Genomic DNA, 18,681 nt, shown 5'->3' on the forward strand with positions numbered 1-18,681 from the left:
GTTAGTGGAAACGTTAATTAGTGATGGTAGCGCATTTTTTTAGATAATTGTTAGCCATGGCTAAACTGTTTACAGAAAGCTTTTTTGTTGAGCTGCAGCTGTACTTATTGGGATCCTAGCATAGGAGGAAGAAATAATGACCAAGCAGTATGGCTGGTTAATCATTGTGCTAGTAGCGACTTGCTGCTTTTTCCTGATCCTGTTGTTTTCACCCAGGCACAGCGTGTTAATGCGCTTATGGGGGCATCGTAAGATCGGTACTGCCGATAACGCTTAAGAGCGAGATTGGAGACTTTCCCATGCCTTTTCTGCGATGCCAATACCAGCCCCTGTCATTAATAAGTAGGTTTGGTCGACACCTGCCTCATGTAATGGGGCTGCTTCATCCTGAAAGTGTATGCCCGCAAGCAGCTGTCCAGTAAAGCCTGCTTTACGCAGCTCGCGAGTTGCAATTAATTTACTTTCAAGCTCTGGGGTGGCCAACGTTACTGCCAACAGCTTGGAAATATCTAATTGATGCCAAAATCCCACGTCTTCTATATCGCCATAGTAGACGTGGCGTTTGTGTTCCGATTTATTAGGATCAGAATCAATACCTGCAACTGACACCCCCTTATCGTTAAAAAAGTCGTAGGCAGCGCTACCTGTGCGTCCCATGCCAAGTATTAACACGGTAGCATTACCGATATTAACGGGTTGTTCATCTGGATGGCGTGTATCACGCTCAAAGCGTGTTAACGACCTTTCCCAGCGATCGAAAAGTCCATGAGCCAAGCGGTTTAGAGGTGCCGAAATGACAAAAGATAATGCGACAGCGATGGCGAGCGGTACCAACCACTCCTCTAAAATACTAGAGGCAACGATTAGGCCAAATTCACTGTAGGCAGTTAGGCTTAAACCTCCCAGAAAAGCGTTACGTGCCCGGATACGAAATGCGATCAACAGCGCAAAAAATAATAGTCCTTTTAAGGGCAGTGCTAAGGCGAGAACTCCGGCAAAAATCAAGGCATTGGTGTCGGGTAGCCCAGCCATTCCTATTTGTAAGAAAAAGCTGATTAGGAGCATTTCCTTTATTCCCCATAGCGCCTTTGAAAGCTCCTGGGCGCGCGGGTGTTTGGCAAGCAATAGACCCATGACTAAGGCACCTACCTCTGAGCTTAACCCGACGGCTTCAAACCCCATTCCACCGATAGCAATTGCTAGCACAGCGCCTAGCAGCACCAGCAGCTCATCGTGTTGGGCAATACTCATTAACCAATAAAGAAGGGGTCTAAGTAGTGGTAGTAAAAATACCAGTAGTGCCCATGGGCTGGGGGTCTGGCCACTATAAAAGCTGAGTACTGCAATGGCGACCAAATCTTGAATAATTAAAATACCGATGGCAATTCGGCCATGGAGAGCCCGCAATTCTCGCTTAGCCTCAAGTACCTTAGCGGCAAGAACGGTGCTTGAAAATGACAGAGCAATGGCAAGCAATATTGCCTTATCCATAGATAGCGATAAAAACACGACGAAGCCAATCGTAAAAAATAAGCAGGTAATGGCTAGGTGTATAAATGCGCTTCCAAGCACGACGGGCTCAGCAAGGCTCTTCACGTTAAGTTTTAGGCCAATGGTAAAGAGCAGCAATAGAACGCCTAAGTGGGCAAGATGTTCTAGTAATGGACCTGCTTCACTGGGCAGGCCAACGCTAGGGCCGAAGGCGTTGAGTGCAAACCCGGCAGCCAAAAAGCCCACCAAGGGCGGTAAGCTAAGCTGACGGGCAATAATCCCGAAGACAAGAGCAAACGATAAAATAAGCACTTCAAACATGCTGAATCCCTAACATAAAGGTGGCTAGGTTATCTTCCCACCCGCCAATGTTTTTGCATTTCAATAAAGGTGAACGATGCCGACCAAGTGATCAGGACAAAGCCTGTTAATGCCAGCGTTCCGTATAGGAATCGAACGGGGCCTGTTGCATAAATATCCCCATAACCGACTGTGGTGTAGGTGACGGCAGAAAAGAATATATAATCTAATAGATTAAAGCTGTCATAACCTTGCAGGGCGCCAATACCGTTGAGCGCTGTTAACCACCATCCGGTCATACCAAACAGCCAAATTTCGGCAACGTGCGTCAATAAAACACCAAATGCCATACCAAGGATACGCTGGCGATGAGGCTTATGTGATCGTTCAATTTGTCGTGAGATAAGCCACAGTGATTCGTAGTGAAGCAGCACCGCTAGTACGACAGCGATGAAAGTAGTTATTACGACGACCAAATGTTCGGGGTATGGAATGGTCAAGTAGTAAGAATCCCAAAGTCGCTATGAGAAAATGTTCAGCACAATCGACTGCCAAATAGCAGCAGCGAGCCATCTAAAGAGTGCCAGCCCACCAGGCTAGCACCACTCCGCCCAGCAGTAGCGTTGCTAGTACGATTTACAGTGTAAACGCTGTTAGTTGCTTCATGAGACCACCTGAGGGGCGACGTTTCGTGCTAACGGTTTTTCGCTAATAAACCAGTGCAGACCAGCGGCGACCAGTGAGAGCACAATGGCAATCTTCCAGACAGTGTCATAATGGCCAGTGAGATCATAAAGATATCCGCCAAGCCAGACACCCATAAATGATCCTAGCTGGTGAAATAAGAATACAATGCCGCCCAGCATGGATAAATGGCGAACACCAAATACAGACGCCACAATGCCGTTGGTTAACGGCACGGTTGAGAGCCAAAGTAGACCCATGGCGATACCAAATAAATAAGCACTGGTAGAGGTCAGCGGCAACATGACAAAAGCGGCAATTATCGCGCCGCGAATTAAGTATAACCAGCTAAGTAGGCGCGGTTTTGACCAAATTCCTCCCATCCATCCTGCCGTGTAGGTACCCACAATGTTGAACAAACCGACCAGTGCCAACACTGTGGTGCCCACCTGAATGGCCAGACCGTTATCGAATAAATACCCAGGTAGATGGACAGCAATAAATACAACTTGGAAGCCGCAGACGAAAAAGCCGAGGCATAGTAGCCAAAAGCCTTTCTGACCGACCGCCTCATTGAGTGCGTCGCGTAAGCTTAAATCACCCAGCGCGCTGGGACTTGGACGGTCTTTTAATATCGCCCCCAGGGGAATCATCAGCGCAGCAATGGCACCCATAGCTAGAAGAGCTGCTGACCAGCCAAGCCACTCAATTAGCCCCAGTGTGCCGGGTAACATCGCGAATTGTCCAAAAGAGCCAGCGGCACTCACGATTCCCATCGCCATACTGCGTTTTTCGGGAGCTACAGCGCGTCCCACTGCCCCCAAAATTACTGAAAATGTAGTGCCAGATAGGCCTAAGCCAATGAGGAATCCAGCGCTTAGAGTCATGCCTAGTGCGCTGGTGGAAAGGCTCATAAAGCACAGTCCAGCTACATATAAAATGGCCCCTACGACAATAATTCTCGCCGCTCCAAAACGGTCAGCCAGCGCACCGGTGAAAGGCTGCGAGAGCCCCCAGATAAGGTTTTGAACCGCAAGGGCAAAGGCAAACACGCCGCGCCCCCAGCCGAAATCGCTGCTCATCGGCTCAAGGAAAAGCCCAAAACCATGTCGAAGACCCATAGCAGTGGAAATAACCAAGCTTGCTAGCACGATAAAGAGTAGCGTGCGATGTCGCGGCAATACCATTTTACGTCCCTTATTATGTAGTTTGTTAACGCGTTAACTAACTATCTCACGGGTCGGATTTTTTTAGAAGCTATCAACTGTCGTACGAATTAGCAGTGTCGGTAATAAGTTGAGGGCGGCATACTAGGTAGTATGTTGCAAAGCAACAAGTGTGCTTTGACTAAAGTCGTACGTTTTGTATCACAAATGATCCACGTTTATTAGCGACGCTTAAATGACATAAAAAATGCTTACGTTAGGACAGGTAGGTGTGGGTTATACCGACGAACCTCTTCATTTGTTGGTGTAGGCTTATTTTTCATAATTGATTAGTAGGAGGCCAGTGGTGCTGAATCCTTTTTCTATGCAAGGCAAGGTCGGGATTGTTGCTGGCCTTGCTAATCAAGACAGTATCGCTTTTGGCTGTGCCCAGGCGCTGCATCACGCTGGTGCTGAGTGCTTAGTGACCTACGCTTCTCCCAATGCCGAAAAGTTTGTCACGCCGCTGGTAGGCGATATGGGGGAGCCGGAATTAATGCTGTGTGATGTGCAACACAATGATCAGTTGGATGCGTTATTCGCTCGCGCGCGCAAGCGCTGGGGCCGGCTAGACTTTGTCGTCCACTCGATTGCCTATGCTCCCCTTGATGACTTACACGGACGAGTAGTTGACTGTTCCAAAGAGGGGTTTGCACTCGCTATGGATATCTCTTGCCACTCCTTCATTCGCATGGCCAAACATGCCGAGCCGCTGATGAAAGAGGGTGGAAGTCTGTTCAATATGACGTACTACGGAGCGGAGAAGGTCGTTGATAACTACAACTTAATGGGCCCCGTGAAAGCCGCATTGGAGTCTGCCACGCGCTATATGGCTGCCGAACTTGGCCCTCAAGATATCCGTGTTCATGCGGTATCGCCTGGCGCTATTCGCACACGGGCAGCATCTGGACTTAAGGCGTTTGATGAGTTGGCCTATGACGGCGAAACGCGCTCACCATTACGTCGTTTGGCCAGCGTGCAGGATGTCGGCAATGCCGTTGTTTATCTCGCCTCTGATGCTGGAGCATCACTGACGGGTTTAACCCACTACGTAGATGCAGGCCACCATATTCGCTTCTAACGTTTGGGTGATTAAGGAAGTTTCCTAGTTTAAGGAAGTGGTTTAAAGGAGTCACTCGATGTCGGCCAATGACGCTAATGATCTAATTGAAAATCGCACCTATGACGAAATAACGGTCGGTGATGAAGCCCACCTAGAAAAACGCCTGACCATGGAGGACATCAAACTGTTTGCTGTGATGTCAGGTGACATTAATCCGTCACACGTCGACAGCGACTTTGCTGAGAGCAGCCGTTTTCAGGAAGTCATTGCTCATGGCATGTGGGGCGGCGCGCTGATATCCACTGTGCTGGGAACGCAGCTGCCCGGACCGGGCACGGTCTATCTTACCCAGTCGTTGCAGTTTAAGGCACCCGTAAGGCTGGGGGATGTACTGCGGGTATCCGTGCGGGCTATCGAAAAAGACGATCAGCACCATAGGATCACCTTTGCCTGCCGTTGCGAAAATCAACGCGGTGATACGGTCATTGAAGGTGACGCTAGCGTATTGGCACCGATTAAAAAAATTCAACGGCCCCGCGCGTTACTGCCCAAAGTGCGTTTAACAGAGCGTGGCAGGTTGCATGAGATTCTAACTGCTGCCGATCATCCGGAGCCAATGCCCACCGCAGTCGTTCATCCGGTAGACCAAAGCGCCATTTGTGGAGCGGTTGAATCAGCGGCGCAAGGTTTAATTATTCCTGTGCTGGTTGGGCCCAAGGGGAAAATCCAGCTCGCCGCTGAAAAAGCCGAGGTGGATATCAGTGCATTCGAACTCATAGATGTTCCCCACAGCCACGCGGCTGCTGAACAAGCGGTGGCATTAGCGCGTCAGGGCCGCGTAGGTGCGTTGATGAAAGGTGCGCTGCACACCGATGAGCTTTTACGTGAAGTGCTTAAGCGCGACACAGGGCTGCGTACCGAGCGGTGCCTAAGTCATGTGATGGCCTTTGATGTGCCAACCTACCCGCGACCATTGTTGATCACGGATGCGGCGATCAATATCTATCCTAAGCTGGCTGAAAAACGCGATATTGTTCAAAACGCGATTGAGTTGGCTCACGCGTTGGGTAACGACAATCCCCGTGTGGCGATTCTATCTGCTGTTGAGACCGTCAACCCCAAAATCACTTCTACGATTGATGCGGCGGCCCTGTGTAAGATGGCTGAGCGCGGTCAGATTACCGGTGGCACCCTGGATGGTCCGCTGGCTTTCGATAATGCCGTCTCAGAAGCGGCGGCAAGAACCAAAGGCATCATTTCGCCAGTGGCAGGGCGTGCCGACATCCTACTTGCACCAGATCTTGAAGCGGCCAATATGTTGATGAAGCAACTTACTCACCTGGCGGATGCGACGGGGGCGGGCGTTGTCGTCGGCGCTAGGGTACCCATCATGCTGACAAGCCGCGCGGATGATGCATTGACGCGCATGGCATCCAGTGCATTAGCGTTACTACTAGCTGACTATCAGCGTCGGAGCCTACTAAGTAGTCCTTCAGGAGCATAACCATGCAGGAAATACTGGTGCTGAATAGTGGTTCTTCCAGCGTCAAGTTTGCTCTTTATCATATCACTGCTGAAGACGCTGCCTGTGGAACTCAGGAGGCGTTGACGCTCGCCTATAGTGGCCATTTTTCGGGCTTGGCAACGTCGCAATGTCGCGTGTCGTTAGCGCATCGCGAACCTGGGCAGCCCCCGCATCGCTATGGTTTGCAAACTCTGGAGGCGCTGGGGCTAACCCCGGCAATAAACCATGAAGAGGCCATCACAAAGTTGATGACATGGCTTGAGCAGCGTGAGGATAAAAGCACCCTGGTTGCCATTGGGCATCGCGTTGTTCATGGTGGCCAAACCTACTGTGAAGCGACTAAGTTAAGCGCTAACGACGTGATCGAGTTGGAAAAATTTTCAAGCTTAGCGCCGCTGCATCAGCCTCATGGACTTGCACCTATCAAATTACTGATGGCGCAGCTGCCAGACGTTCCACAGATCGCATGTTTCGATACCGCGTTTCATGCTCATCAGCCCTGGGTGGCTCGGCAGTTTGCTTTGCCGCGGGAATTGACTGCCAAGGGGTTGATACGTTACGGCTTCCACGGCCTTTCCTACGATTATATTCAGCGCACGCTACCCAATGTATTACCGGATGATGCACCCCGTTCACGGGTGGTGGTGGCGCATTTGGGTAATGGTGCCAGTATGTGTGCTATCCGCGATGGCGTCAGCGTAGCCTCAAGCATGGGCTTTACTGCGCTTGATGGACTGCCTATGGGGACACGTTCTGGTGCTTTGGATCCAGGGTTGGTGCTTCACTTAATTGGTCATGAAGAAATGAGTGTTGAGGACGTGTCGACGCTTTTATACAAGCGTTCAGGACTGCTCGGTGTCTCCGGAATAAGTAGCGATATGCGCGAGTTGCTTGCAAGTGATACCCCTGAAGCCGAAGAGGCTGTTGAGCTTTACTGCTATCGCGCCGCGCGGGAAATCGCCAGCTTAGCTGGCGCTCTGGGCGGGCTTGATCAATTGGTATTCACCGCCGGTATTGGTGAGCATGCAGCACCTGTGCGTGCACGTATTGTGGCGCAGTGTGACTGGTTGGGTATGCAGCTTGATGAAACAGCCAATAAGCGCGATGCCTGTTGCATCTCTTTGCCAAGTAGCCGTGTGGGCGTTTGGGTCATTCCAACCGATGAAGAGCGAGTGATAGCCAGTGATTGCCTAGCGCTTCTCAATAGGGCGGATTAAACCGAGTTTTAATTCTGCCACCTGATAGTGCCCAGGAGATTACTTGAGCCACTGACCGTAGAGAGGGTTGAGTGTTGTCATTGTTGTGGTGATTACTACTGTCATTACCGCTACCGAGAAACCACTGATCTGATAGAATCCCCAGTTTTTGTAAGCTCACTCACTTATCTAACTGGGAATCTTAATGAACGCGGTAATTCTTGCTGTGCTAGTCATGGTGGCGCTTTCGCTTGCTCGGGTATCCGTGGTGTTTGCACTGGTTGTAGGCGCGCTGGTTGGAGGCTTGGTTGGCGGTCTTTCGTTGGATGAAACGCTCAGTGCATTCAATGATGGTGTTGGTGGAGGCGCGCAAGTAGCCCTTGCTTATGCCACGCTTGGGGCCTTTGCGGTGGCTATTTCCCGTTCAGGGCTTCCAGATATGCTGGCCAATCGCCTGATTACAATGTTGGGAAAAGAAGCGACTGCGGCACATCAGGCACGGGTAAAGATGTTTTTGCTCGTCGCAGTGCTCTTAGTGGCTATCTCATCACAAAACGCCATTCCGGTGCATATAGCGTTTATCCCGGTGCTGATTCCGCCGTTGTTAGTGGTAATGAATCGCCTCCAACTTGACCGCCGTGCGGTGGCGTGTGCACTTACCTTTGGGTTAACCGCTCCATATATGCTGCTACCTGTTGGTTTTGGCGCGATCTTTTTGAATGATATTCTGCTGGCAAATTTAAATAGCGCCGGCGAATCACTGGGCTTGGAAATTACCCGGGGCATGGTGCCCATGGCAATGGCTATTCCGGTAGGAGGAATGGCCATTGGCTTACTCGTAGCACTTTTTTTCAGCTACCGTGGGCAGCGTGAATATACTAATAAAGATCTAGTGGCGACTAATGCCCACCAAGGTCACTCGCCTGCAAAGCCTCATACGTTTGGGCTTGTGATGTCGGGCGTGGCTATTGTTGCTGCGTTAGGCTTACAGCTATATACCGGCTCTATGATTATTGGTGGGCTAGTGGGGATTGGTTTGCTTTCGCTAGGCGGTATTTTTAAGTGGCGTGAAGCAGACGATCTATTTACCAGCGGTATGCGCATGATGGCGTTGATCGGCTTCATCATGATTTCAGCGGCTGGCTTTGCAGAAGTAATGAAGGCGACAGGGGATATCGAGTCGTTAGTGACAGGTGCGTTTGAGTTGTTTGGTGATAACCGCGGTTTAGCGGCGTTTGTTATGCTGCTGGTAGGCTTGTTTATTACCCTGGGAATTGGCTCATCGTTTTCAACCATTCCCATTATCGCAGCGATTTTTGTACCGCTGGCGGTGCAGTTCGGTTTCTCGCCAATGGCGACGGTTGTGCTGGTTGGTACGGCGGCTGCACTGGGCGATGCTGGCTCGCCAGCGTCTGATTCCACGCTGGGGCCAACGTCAGGTCTAAATGTTGATGGACAGCATGATCATATGTGGGACAGCGTGGTGCCTACCTTCCTGCACTACAATATACCGCTGATTGCTTTTGGGTGGTTGGCAGCGATGTCGCTTTAAGTTTTTACACCCAAACCAACACGCAGACCAAGAAGGGCAGCCATGAGCTGCCCTTTTTTATACTAAAACCATGATTATTGCCCAGGTAGGTGTGCCTCGAAAGCGCTGAGCAGGCCACGGAGCAGGGAGAGTTCCTTGCGGCTGGGTTGGGCGCGGGAAAACAGCGCCTGAAGCTGTTCTTCAGTGCGGGCATGGGGCTGGGTAAGAAAGCCACTTTGCTGCATCAGGCGTCCAAGATGCTCCTGAAAGTGCACAAACTGCTCGCGGCTGGGCGGCGTGGCTTCAAGTGGCCGTTGGTACATGAAGTGACTATCATCGCGCTTCCGCCAAGCACGGTGTACTTCATAGGCTAAAATCTGCACGGCCTGCGATAGATTTAAAATACCGTATTCAGGGTTGGCAGGTATGCTGACTTGGTGTGTGCAGCAACGTATTTCGTCGTTGGTGAGACCTGAGCGTTCACGCCCGAATACCAGTGCAGCCGGCGCTTGTGCGGCGTTCTCAATTACCTGCTGCGCCATGTCATCAGGTTCATCGAAATGCGGGAGCGGTAGGCTGCGGAGCCTTGCGCTTGCACCGACTACCTGTACGCAATCACTAACCGCTTCTTCAAGGCTGCTGACACAACGGGCATTTTCAAGCACATCTGTTGCACCCGCTGCCATGCGAGTTGCTTCGTCATCTGGGAATGCGCGCGGATTAACCAATAAGAGCTCGGATAAGCCCATGGTTTTCATCGCGCGAGCAGTAGCGCCAATGTTGCCTGGGTGGAAGGTTTGCACTAGTACGATGCGAATATTGGAGAGCACGGTAATGAAGACCTACAGCTGCCGGATAAAGGCGCTGATGGTAGCATGATTTTAGCTACCGTTAGAGCTAGAGAGAGGCATTGCCACATAAAAGAACCCCGCCATGGCGGGGTTCTTAACGACGTTAAACGTCAGAGCGATAGGCTCAGGGTTGCATTACATCATGCCGCCCATGCCACCCATTCCGCCCATGCCACCCATGTCTGGAGCAGCGTCTTTCTCTTCAGGATCGTCAGCAATCATGCACTCAGTGGTGATCATTAGGCCAGCGACAGAACCAGCGGACTGCAGTGCAGTACGGGTTACTTTAGCCGGGTCCAGAACACCCATTTCGAACAGGTCGCCGTACTCACCCGTTTGTGCGTTATAGCCGAAGTTACCTTCACCATCTTTCACGCGGTTGATAACAACAGCAGCTTCTTCACCGGCATTGGTAACAATCTGACGCAGCGGAGACTGCATAGCGCGCAGCGCCATGTTGATACCGTGGTTCTGGTCTTCGTTGTCGCCAGTCAGGCCCTGTACTTTAGCCATGACGCGAACCAGTGCAGTACCGCCACCAGGTACAACGCCTTCTTCTACTGCAGCGCGGGTTGAGTGCAGCGCATCTTCAACACGAGCTTTCTTCTCTTTCATTTCAACTTCGGTAGCCGCACCGACGCGAATAACAGCAACGCCGCCTGCCAGCTTGGCAACGCGCTCTTGCAGCTTCTCTTTGTCGTAATCAGAAGAGGTTTCTTCGATTTGCGCACGGATCTGGTTAACGCGTGCTTCGATGTCATTTTCGACACCAGCGCCATCGATGATGGTGGTGTTTTCTTTAGACATCGTCATGCGCTTAGCGGTACCCAGGTGATCCAGGTTCGCTTGCTCAAGCGTCAGGCCAACTTCCTCAGAAATCACGGTGCCGTTAGTCAGGATAGCGATATCCTGCAGCATCGCTTTGCGACGGTCGCCGAAGCCAGGTGCTTTAGCTGCAGCAACTTTAACGATGCCGCGCATATTGTTCACAACTAGCGTTGCTAGCGCTTCGCCTTCGATATCTTCAGCGATAATCGCGAGCGGTTTACCTTGCTTAGCAACCGCTTCCAGCACCGGCAGTAATTCGCGGATGTTGGAGATTTTCTTGTCTACGAGCAGGATGTAAGGGTCTTCCAGCTCGACAGCCATAGTGTCTTGGTTGGTAACGAAGTAGGGCGAGAGGTAGCCGCGATCAAACTGCATACCTTCAACGACTTCCAGCTCGTCTTCGAAGCCACGGCCTTCATCAACGGTGATGACGCCTTCTTTACCGACTTTTTCCATCGCTTCAGCGATGATCTCGCCAATGCGCTTGTCGCCGTTAGCAGAGATTGTGCCTACCTGAGCAATCGACTTGGTGTCGGTGCAAGGAACAGACATTGCCTGAATCTCTTTAACTGCCGCGCTAACCGCTTGGTCGATACCGCGCTTAAGATCCATCGGGTTCATGCCCGCAGTAACGCCTTTCAAGCCTTCTGCGACAATGGCTTGAGCCAGAACCGTTGCCGTAGTGGTACCGTCGCCTGCAGCGTCAGACGTTTTGGAAGCAACTTCCTTAACCATCTGCGCGCCCATGTTCTCGAACTTGTCTTTCAATTCGATCTCTTTGGCAACTGATACACCATCTTTAGTAACGGTCGGTGCGCCGAAGGACTTGTCCAGTACCACGTTACGGCCTTTCGGACCGAGAGTAACTTTTACTGCGTTGGCCAGAACGTCAACGCCACGTGCCATGCGTTTGCGGGCATCATCGGAGAACTTAACTTGCTTAGCTGCCATGTTCGTTATTTCCTAAACATTGAAATTAAAAAGGAAAAGTAAGTAGTCGAGGCGAGATTTAGCCTTCGACAACTGCCAAGATATCGGCTTCGCTCATGATCAGAACTTCTTCGCCGTTGATTTTCTGTTTCTCAACGCCGAAACCGTCTTTGAAAATCACCGAGTCGCCAACTTTAACGTCCAACGGGCGAACGTCACCGTTGTCGAGAATGCGACCATTACCAACCGCCAGGACTTCACCGCGAGTGGGTTTTTCCTGGGCGTTGCCCGGAAGCACGATGCCGCCAGCGGTTTTCTGCTCTTCTTCCACGCGACGAACAACGACGCGATCGTGCAAAGGACGGATATTCATGCTCACGTTCTCCTGAGTATCGTCAAAGCCCATAAGGGCAGTTAGCTAAATGAGATTTTCGTGGGCCTCTTGCCCGCGAAAAGTGAAGGTAAGTCACCTTCATGTTAATGGCGAAAGCTAGTGCATCCGCCGAACTTGTGTGCTGACTCAAAAGTGGGGGCTGCTCGTAGCCTTTCAAGGGGTAAGTGATAAAAAAATGTGGTTTTTTGGCATTCTTCTTCGATGAGCCTTCAGCGCCGCCTTGCTGTTTCATCGCGGCTAATGAATTCACCTTCAATCGGCCCTTCTTGACTGCTTGAGCGTGATGTCTGGGCCTGTTCGTAGCTTGCTTGCTGCTGTTGGTCAGCAGTGCTTTTTAAGCCTAGCCAGGTGAGGGCTTTAAATATTAACTGGCGAGCGTTAGGCAGCAGGCAGGCGATACCTAGCGCGTCAGAGAGAAAGCCTGGGGCTAAAAGTAGGGCGCCGCCGAAAATTAGTGCGGCCCCGGTAAACAGTTCTTGAGAGGGAATTTCGCCCACTTGCATGCGCTGTCGCGCGCGCGCCAGAGTGGAAACACCCTCTTTGCGAATTAGGTGTAGTCCAATGAAACCAGTGCCCAGTACGAGAAGCAGAGTAGTTAATAAACCAATTTGGCTACCGATCGAAAACAGTAGTACAAAATCAACTAACGTAAACAGCGATATAAAAAGAAGAATGGGCATGACAGACTCCATAACAAACGTAATTCGTCAATATGGTGGCAGAATTCACGAAAACAAGCAGCCAGCGTTCGGTTAGCTTGCTTGCGTATGTGTTCTAATGCTCGATATTTCGCTCAATAGCTTCTATGCTGCGATGCACAATGGCGCCATTTTACGAGGCGATATAGGTAGCGCTTAGCAAGCAATTTAAAGTATCGGTCTTTATAAGTATCGGCCTAAGGAGAATCAGATGAACCTGACAAATAAAGTGATCGCGATTACCGGGGGAGCCCGCGGTCTGGGCTTTGCTATGGCGGAGCGGCTAGGCAAGCAAGGTGCTCGGTTGGCGCTTTTGGATATGAGTGCAGCAGCATTGGATGAGGCGGTATCAGCGTTAGCGTCTCAAGATATTCAAGCACACGCATTTGTGACCAATGTGGCTGATGAGCAGTCAGTGCAGCAGGCATTTGCTGACATTGCGGCCCGCATGGGACCGGTAGGCGGTTGTATTAATAATGCAGGGATCACTGACGATGGCTTGCTGATCAAAGCAAAAGAAGGAGTAGTTGAAAAACGTATGTCGCTATCTGCTTGGCAGAAAGTGCTTGATGTCAATTTAACCGGCGTTTTTCTGTGCGGCCGGGAAGCGGCAACGCAGATGGTAGAAGCTGGGCACCAGGGCGTTATTGTCAATATTTCAAGTATTTCCCGAGCCGGAAATATGGGGCAAAGTAACTATGCTGCTGCTAAAGCTGGTGTCCATGCGTTGACAGTTACCTGGGGCAAAGAGCTTGCCCGTTACGGTATTCGCACTGGAACCGTAGCGCCAGGGTTTGTTGAAACCGACATGACAGCTTCCATGCGCCCCGACATGTTGGAAAGAATCTCTTCCAGTGTGCCTCTTAAGCGGTTGGGTAATCCGGATGACATCGCGAAAAGCGTTGCCTTCATTTTTGAAAATGATTACTTCACGGCGCGAATTATCGAGTGCGACGGTGGTTTGCGGCTTTAAATAACGGTAGCAACCAGCTAATAGCCCATTGGCTGAACTGCCAGTGGCCTATCGCGTGTTCGCGGTGGGCCACTAATTGCTAGAAGTGGAAGTAATCGCGCTGGAGTTCGCGCTGGAAATACATTTCTACCCGTAATGTCATCGCCCAGCGCGGGTCGTAGCTAACCTCTCGCTGAAAATGCAGTTCTGGAATGACATCTGCAAACAGTATTCCTTTATGAATATCTCTGCGGTAGCGAGTTTGCAGGTAGTAGTTTGTCATTCGTGGGTTAGACAGGCTTTCGCCAATAGCGATAGCTGAATAGCGAAGTGCACTACGGCGGTTCAAACGCTGGTTTAGCTGCACTACCTCACTGTATTCAAGCGTGTCTTCCTCTTCACGCCATTGCACATTGGTGATAAATCGCAGGTGGCGATTGGTGGAAAGCGGGCGGCCAAAATCCCACTCGGTGCGTGCTGAATAACCTGAGTTGTTAAACCAGGATAGTCGATTAAATGATTCTAGCTGCCAGGGGCTATCCTTAAAGTCCCACAGGCGTTCGCTGGTAAAGCGGACATAGGGGTCAAGAGGCAGACGAAGGCGTACGCCAGCGCCAAAGCGGTTGCTCCAGTTCTCACGTTTGTCTCTACTTTCTAACCAATCAAGGCCGAATGTCGATGTTCTACGATCGCGCTGATCGTTATAGAGCCGCCCAGAGCCTTGATCAGCCAACGTGCCTTGTGATTCTTCTGGATCACTTTCGATGATTAAGCGAAGGCGGTCTTCTGTCGTGGGAAGATCGATGCGATAACGCACGCTAATGTCTCCGCTAGTGCCTTCGCCTTCCATCCAGTCAATTTCCTGGCCAAGGCGGAGGTAAGATCTGTTATCGACAGAAGCTGATTGATCACCACCAAAAAAAGAGTCAATGTTTCTTGATGTGTTGTCTACCCAGTTGCCAATGCTTGCTCGAAATGGCTCAACGCGCGCTTCAGCCCACTCCGGTAAGTCGCTATCTTCCTCCTCAATAGCATAGGTCTCTGCAGTGGTAGCTCCAGCAATAGAGGTTTCAGCAGAATAAGAGAGTGGCGACAGTGCACAAAATACGCCAAGGCAAACGACAGCGAGCACTGATTTCATCGAAGGGTCCCTAGAAGAATGTTGTCCGAATGCGATTTGTTATTTTGCTTTGTACATTTCAATATCTTTAGCCCATTGCAGTACGCGTTGTCTTTCCCGGCGACTGGTCATGCGTTTCGTATCGACCTGCAGCGGGGTTAGTTGTTGAAGCGGGTCGGCTGACAAGTTTAATTCAAAGTGCCGTGTTGCGCCGACAGGCATATCTTCAGAGCTATAAATAGCGATGACGCGTATTTCGAGTTGAGGCGTATGCTGTCTTAAAGAGTGCTCATCAATACCATAGTGGCGGATAAGTTGCTGCAAGATAGCGCCAAAGGATTGTATGTGAAGATAGTCGCCCGACGCTAGGGGGCCTTGGTGTGTCCGATAACCTGCTTTTTCATCATCGCCGCTTTGCTGCTGATATTCCACAACATCAAGCTCATAGCTTTGCTCATTCGTGTGTAATACAGCAACTAAATGCTGAATATAAATGGCTTCACTGCTCATGTTGCTTATCAAGCAGAGCGCGTCTTTGCCAACACCCTTGCCTCTGTTAACGATAATCCTAGGGCGTCGCTGGCGGACATAGCCGTTGTAAAGCAGTTGGGCATAAAATACCCAGACAAGAAGGGTGCAGATGCTGGCAATCGCAGAGATTGCTTGGGCGTTATCTTTAAGCCATTCCATGGGTTGAGATCCTTCTCAAATCAAAGTGGCATTGATAACTGCTAACGTAGCTCAAAAAGAGGTTGGGGTCAGCTAGTTGAGTAATGTTGGGGTCGTAAAACAAAAAAATTCGGTTAGCATAAAGCTACCGAATTTTTCGAAGGCAAAGGCCTTTAAATTGGTGCGGATGGGGAGAAGATCACTCCCACACACATGGCACCAAAGCTCCCTTCCAAATCAATCGCTTATCGGATAGCGCTTGCTTACCAATTTTCAAGAGTGTCACACCTAAGTGGAGTGAAAACAGCTCCGTATCCTAGCGGCTGATCTGTCAGCTGACAACCCGCGTTTCAAAAGAGGCTTTCTTGTCACTTCTTCCCTTGGCTGCGGCTCGCAATAAGGGTGTCTTTAAAGTGACACGCAGTGGTTGCCTAAGTAGACTCTAATAAAAATGAACTAAAGCTCAGTGAGAGCTAACTGGCGGGGGAGTGTTAGGCGAATGGCTTTTGATCAGACCTATTGTATGGATGCGCTTAATGCGGCAACGCGGTCAGATGCTGAGCCTAGCGAGTTTATCTATGCCTTCCTCGATGCCTATGGCTTCCCCAAGGCCACTATCACTCAGGTTCGAAATGGCGGGCAGCGTAACGTAACTAGCCGCAAGGACGATGGCCACGTCGCTCTGAAAAACTGGTTGTATTTCATGCCGGTCAGACAGGGCGAAAGCATTCATGAAGCTCTCCAGGTGTTGGCAGATGAAGATGAGCCAGCCCGACACAAATGCCGCTTTCTGGTTGTTACAGACTTTCATGAGCTGACAGCGCTGGATACCAAGTCTAGTGGGCGTCTGGAAGTGCCGTTTAGCGATTTGGCCACGCAATACCTATTCTTTGCGCCTATGGCAGGGCTAGAGCGCACCAAACACTTTACTGAAGCCTCGGCTGATCTAAAGGCAGCGGCCAAGATGGGGCGGCTGTTCGACCGTCTGAAGGAAGTCAACGAGTTCAGCACGCCGGAGCAGCTGCATTCGCTCAATGTTTTCCTGACCCGTCTGCTGTTTTGTTATTTTGCCGAAGATACCGGTATTTTCCCCAAGAATGCCTTTACTAAGGTCATTACGGAGGCCAGCGGTGAAGATGGTGAAGGATTGCCGGAATTGTTGGCGCAGTTATTTCGAGTAATGAATCAGCCAGACAATGAGCGTCCTGCTGATTTGGCAGCTCATATTGTCCAGTTTCCCTATGTCAACGGCGGCTTGTTCCGCGATGACCTGCCTGTGCCGGAAATTCGGGGCAAGGGCCGTCGGATGATGATCGAGTGCGGCCAACTCGCCTGGGAGGCCGTAAATCCTGACATCTTTGGCTCGATGTTTCAGGCGGTAGTTGATGAGGAAAGCCGCGATTCGCTGGGTCAGCACTATACCTCTGTGCCGAATATCATGAAGGTGATCCGCCCACTCTTCCTCGACAAGCTGTATGCCGAGCTGCACAAGGCCAACGGTAATCGCAAAAAACTAGAAGCATTGCTGGAGCGATTGGCACATATCAAGGTGTTTGATCCGGCGATGGGGTCAGGCAACTTCCTTATTATTGCCTACAAAGAGCTGAGACGGCTAGAAATGGCAGTGTTTCGGGCCATGCAGGATGTTGGCCAGCAAAAGCAGAACGAAATATTTATGAGCGGTATTCGACTCAGCCAGTTCTATGGCATCGAGATTGATGACTTCGCCCATGAGGTGGCGCAGCTCTCGTTGTGGTTGGCTGAGCATCAGATGAATATGCTGTTTGCTAAAGAGTTTGGCCATGCAGAGCCACTGCTTCCTCTTAAAGCAGCTGGTCATCTTATTGCTGGAAATAGCTTGCAATTGAGCTGGCGAGAAGTTTGCCAAAATGGGGAGAAGACTGAGGTTTATATTTGTGGCAATCCACCATTTCATGGCACTGCTGGTAGAAGCGAAGATCAGATTTGCGATATGAAACGTGTATTTGGAAAAAAATCGCTTGGCTATCTTGACTATGTCGCTTGCTGGCTGCGAAAGGCGGCAAATTACCTCCAGTTCGGTGGTGAAGCCGCCTTTGTTACAACCAATTCAATTTGTCAAGGACAGCAAGTCGCAACTCTATGGCCAGATATCCTAGACTCTGGTGTGGAGATATCTTTCTGTTATCAAACATTTCCTTGGAAAAATAGCGCTCAAGGCAACGCAGGCGTTCATGTTGTAATTATTGGTCTAAGTAAGAACCCAATTCAAAAGCGACTATACCAATTCGTCTCTGGAGAGTGGCGAATAAAGTTTGTAAATAACATCAGTCCGTATCTATTGGAGGGCGGGAACACAATTGTGGCCAGTCGCAGCAGGCCTCTGGTTAATTCGCCAAAAATGGTCTTTGGTAATAAGCCTACAGATGGCGGAAACTTAATCTTTTCTCAGTCGGAGAAAGAACATTTACTTGAAAATGAGCCTCAGCTTGCACCTTGGATTAAGCCCTTAATTGGGGCTCAAGAGTTCTTACGAGGTGACTGTCGCTGGTGTCTATGGCTAATCGGGGCTCCTGAAGAAATTTTGAATATACCAGCAGTCAAGTCGCGTGTTGATGCCGTTCGCGCTCTTCGTATTAAGGCCGGGCATGCCGCAGCTATTCAGGGAGCTAAAAGGCCTCATCAATTCCTCCAGGTGGCACAGCCTGAGGAGGGTAGCTATATATTGGTTCCAGCTTTTACTTCGGTAAGAAGGCCGTATGTGCCTTTGGGGGTTATAAATTTCGAGGTAATTACGAACAATAAGAACTACATAATCCCTGACGGTGAACTTTATGAATTTTCGATCCTGTCATCAATCATGCACCTTGATTGGATGCGGCTGGTAGGTGGCCGTCTAAAGAGTGACTACGGTTATTCAGCAACCCTTGTATACAATACATTTCCTTGGCCGAGCGCTTCAAATAAGCAAAAGGAAGTGATTGAAAAACTGGGCCGTGCAGTCATTCTTGCACGTGCTGACCATCCTGATAAGTCGATGGCGCAACTCTACGATCCCGACAAAATGCCCGAAAACTTGCTGAAGGCACATCAGGCGCTCGATGAAGCCGTTGAAAAGCTTTATCGCGAACGACCTTTCCGTGATGCGGCTGAACGCCAGGAATACTTGCTGGCCCGCTATGAAAAACTGATTGAGGCTGAAAAGGTCGCCAAGGCCGGAAATACCAAGAAAGCACGTAAAAAGACTACCAAGGAGGGATAAGAT

At 50.3% G+C, this 18,681-nt stretch carries 16 protein-coding genes; 7 read left to right on the forward strand and 9 right to left on the reverse strand.

All coding sequences use genetic code 11. The annotated features are described in order from the left end of the window. Positions 1-136: 136 nt before the first annotated feature. Positions 137-277, forward strand: a complete 141-nt coding sequence (locus tag JFC11_RS12250; RefSeq protein WP_198349692.1) for a hypothetical protein — start codon at positions 137-139, stop codon at positions 275-277. Here JFC11_RS12250 and JFC11_RS12255 read toward each other — a convergent pair. The 3 genes from JFC11_RS12255 to JFC11_RS12265 form a co-directional block, all read right to left on the reverse strand. After that, the gene (locus JFC11_RS12255) at positions 274-1,812 is read right to left on the reverse strand and encodes a cation:proton antiporter domain-containing protein (RefSeq protein ID WP_198349647.1); all 1,539 of its coding nucleotides are present in this window, start codon (positions 1,810-1,812) and stop codon (positions 274-276) included. The two genes, JFC11_RS12250 and JFC11_RS12255, sit on opposite strands and share 4 nt — an antisense overlap. A 29-nt stretch (positions 1,813-1,841) precedes the next feature. Next, a complete protein-coding gene (locus tag JFC11_RS12260; protein ID WP_038484818.1) occupies positions 1,842-2,291 on the reverse strand; it encodes an ion channel in 450 nt (149 codons plus the stop codon). A 162-nt stretch (positions 2,292-2,453) separates the two neighbouring features. Beyond that, positions 2,454-3,662 carry an MFS transporter gene (locus JFC11_RS12265; protein ID WP_038484815.1) on the reverse strand — a complete coding sequence of 403 codons (1,209 nt, stop codon included), beginning with the start codon at positions 3,660-3,662 and terminating at the stop codon, positions 2,454-2,456. Positions 3,663-3,987: 325 nt separating this feature from the next. Here JFC11_RS12265 and fabI point away from each other — a divergent pair, with 325 nt between their 5' ends. From fabI to JFC11_RS12285, 4 genes are all read left to right on the forward strand, one after another. Beyond that, complete coding sequence (fabI, locus tag JFC11_RS12270) at positions 3,988-4,761, forward strand: enoyl-ACP reductase FabI (protein ID WP_198349648.1); 774 nt, start codon at positions 3,988-3,990, stop codon at positions 4,759-4,761. A gap of 58 nt (positions 4,762-4,819) precedes the next feature. After that, entirely contained in the window at positions 4,820-6,247 is a 1,428-nt protein-coding gene (locus tag JFC11_RS12275; protein ID WP_120386884.1) for a bifunctional enoyl-CoA hydratase/phosphate acetyltransferase, read from the forward strand. A 2-nt stretch (positions 6,248-6,249) separates the two neighbouring features. Continuing rightward, entirely contained in the window at positions 6,250-7,485 is a 1,236-nt protein-coding gene (locus JFC11_RS12280) for an acetate/propionate family kinase (RefSeq protein ID WP_038484806.1), read from the forward strand. 184 nt (positions 7,486-7,669) lie between these two features. Next, positions 7,670-9,016 carry a Na+/H+ antiporter family protein gene (locus JFC11_RS12285; protein ID WP_038484802.1) on the forward strand — a complete coding sequence of 449 codons (1,347 nt, stop codon included), beginning with the start codon at positions 7,670-7,672 and terminating at the stop codon, positions 9,014-9,016. A 74-nt stretch (positions 9,017-9,090) separates the two neighbouring features. Here the strand turns inward: JFC11_RS12285 and JFC11_RS12290 are convergent, their stop codons facing one another. The 4 genes from JFC11_RS12290 to JFC11_RS12305 form a co-directional block, all read right to left on the reverse strand. Further along, positions 9,091-9,825 (reverse strand): RNA methyltransferase, encoded by a 735-nt coding sequence (locus tag JFC11_RS12290; protein ID WP_198349649.1) that lies wholly within the window; start codon positions 9,823-9,825, stop codon positions 9,091-9,093. A 156-nt stretch (positions 9,826-9,981) separates the two neighbouring features. Next, complete coding sequence (gene groL, locus JFC11_RS12295) at positions 9,982-11,625, reverse strand: chaperonin GroEL (RefSeq protein ID WP_030072731.1); 1,644 nt, start codon at positions 11,623-11,625, stop codon at positions 9,982-9,984. 58 nt (positions 11,626-11,683) lie between these two features. Beyond that, the gene (locus tag JFC11_RS12300) at positions 11,684-11,977 is read right to left on the reverse strand and encodes a co-chaperone GroES (protein WP_009724706.1); all 294 of its coding nucleotides are present in this window, start codon (positions 11,975-11,977) and stop codon (positions 11,684-11,686) included. Positions 11,978-12,207: 230 nt separating this feature from the next. Beyond that, positions 12,208-12,678: an FxsA family protein gene (locus tag JFC11_RS12305; RefSeq protein ID WP_038484793.1), complete on the reverse strand. Its 471-nt coding sequence runs from the start codon at positions 12,676-12,678 to the stop codon at positions 12,208-12,210. Between the two features lie 229 nt (positions 12,679-12,907). Between JFC11_RS12305 and JFC11_RS12310 the strand changes: the two genes are divergently transcribed. After that, positions 12,908-13,669, forward strand: a complete 762-nt coding sequence (locus JFC11_RS12310) for an SDR family oxidoreductase (protein WP_038484790.1) — start codon at positions 12,908-12,910, stop codon at positions 13,667-13,669. Between the two features lie 79 nt (positions 13,670-13,748). On the opposite strand, the gene JFC11_RS12315 is transcribed toward JFC11_RS12310, so the two are convergent. Together JFC11_RS12315 and JFC11_RS12320 are read right to left on the reverse strand one after the other, a co-directional pair. Beyond that, positions 13,749-14,789, reverse strand: a complete 1,041-nt coding sequence (locus tag JFC11_RS12315) for a hypothetical protein (RefSeq protein ID WP_038484787.1) — start codon at positions 14,787-14,789, stop codon at positions 13,749-13,751. 39 nt (positions 14,790-14,828) lie between these two features. Continuing rightward, the gene (locus tag JFC11_RS12320) at positions 14,829-15,458 is read right to left on the reverse strand and encodes a hypothetical protein (RefSeq protein ID WP_198349650.1); all 630 of its coding nucleotides are present in this window, start codon (positions 15,456-15,458) and stop codon (positions 14,829-14,831) included. Between the two features lie 478 nt (positions 15,459-15,936). Between JFC11_RS12320 and JFC11_RS12325 the strand changes: the two genes are divergently transcribed. Next, the gene (locus JFC11_RS12325; protein WP_198349651.1) at positions 15,937-18,678 is read left to right on the forward strand and encodes a DNA methyltransferase; all 2,742 of its coding nucleotides are present in this window, start codon (positions 15,937-15,939) and stop codon (positions 18,676-18,678) included. The last annotated feature ends 3 nt before the right edge of the window (positions 18,679-18,681 follow it).

Source organism: Vreelandella alkaliphila (assembly GCF_016107625.1).
GTDB lineage: Bacteria > Pseudomonadota > Gammaproteobacteria > Pseudomonadales > Halomonadaceae > Vreelandella > Vreelandella alkaliphila.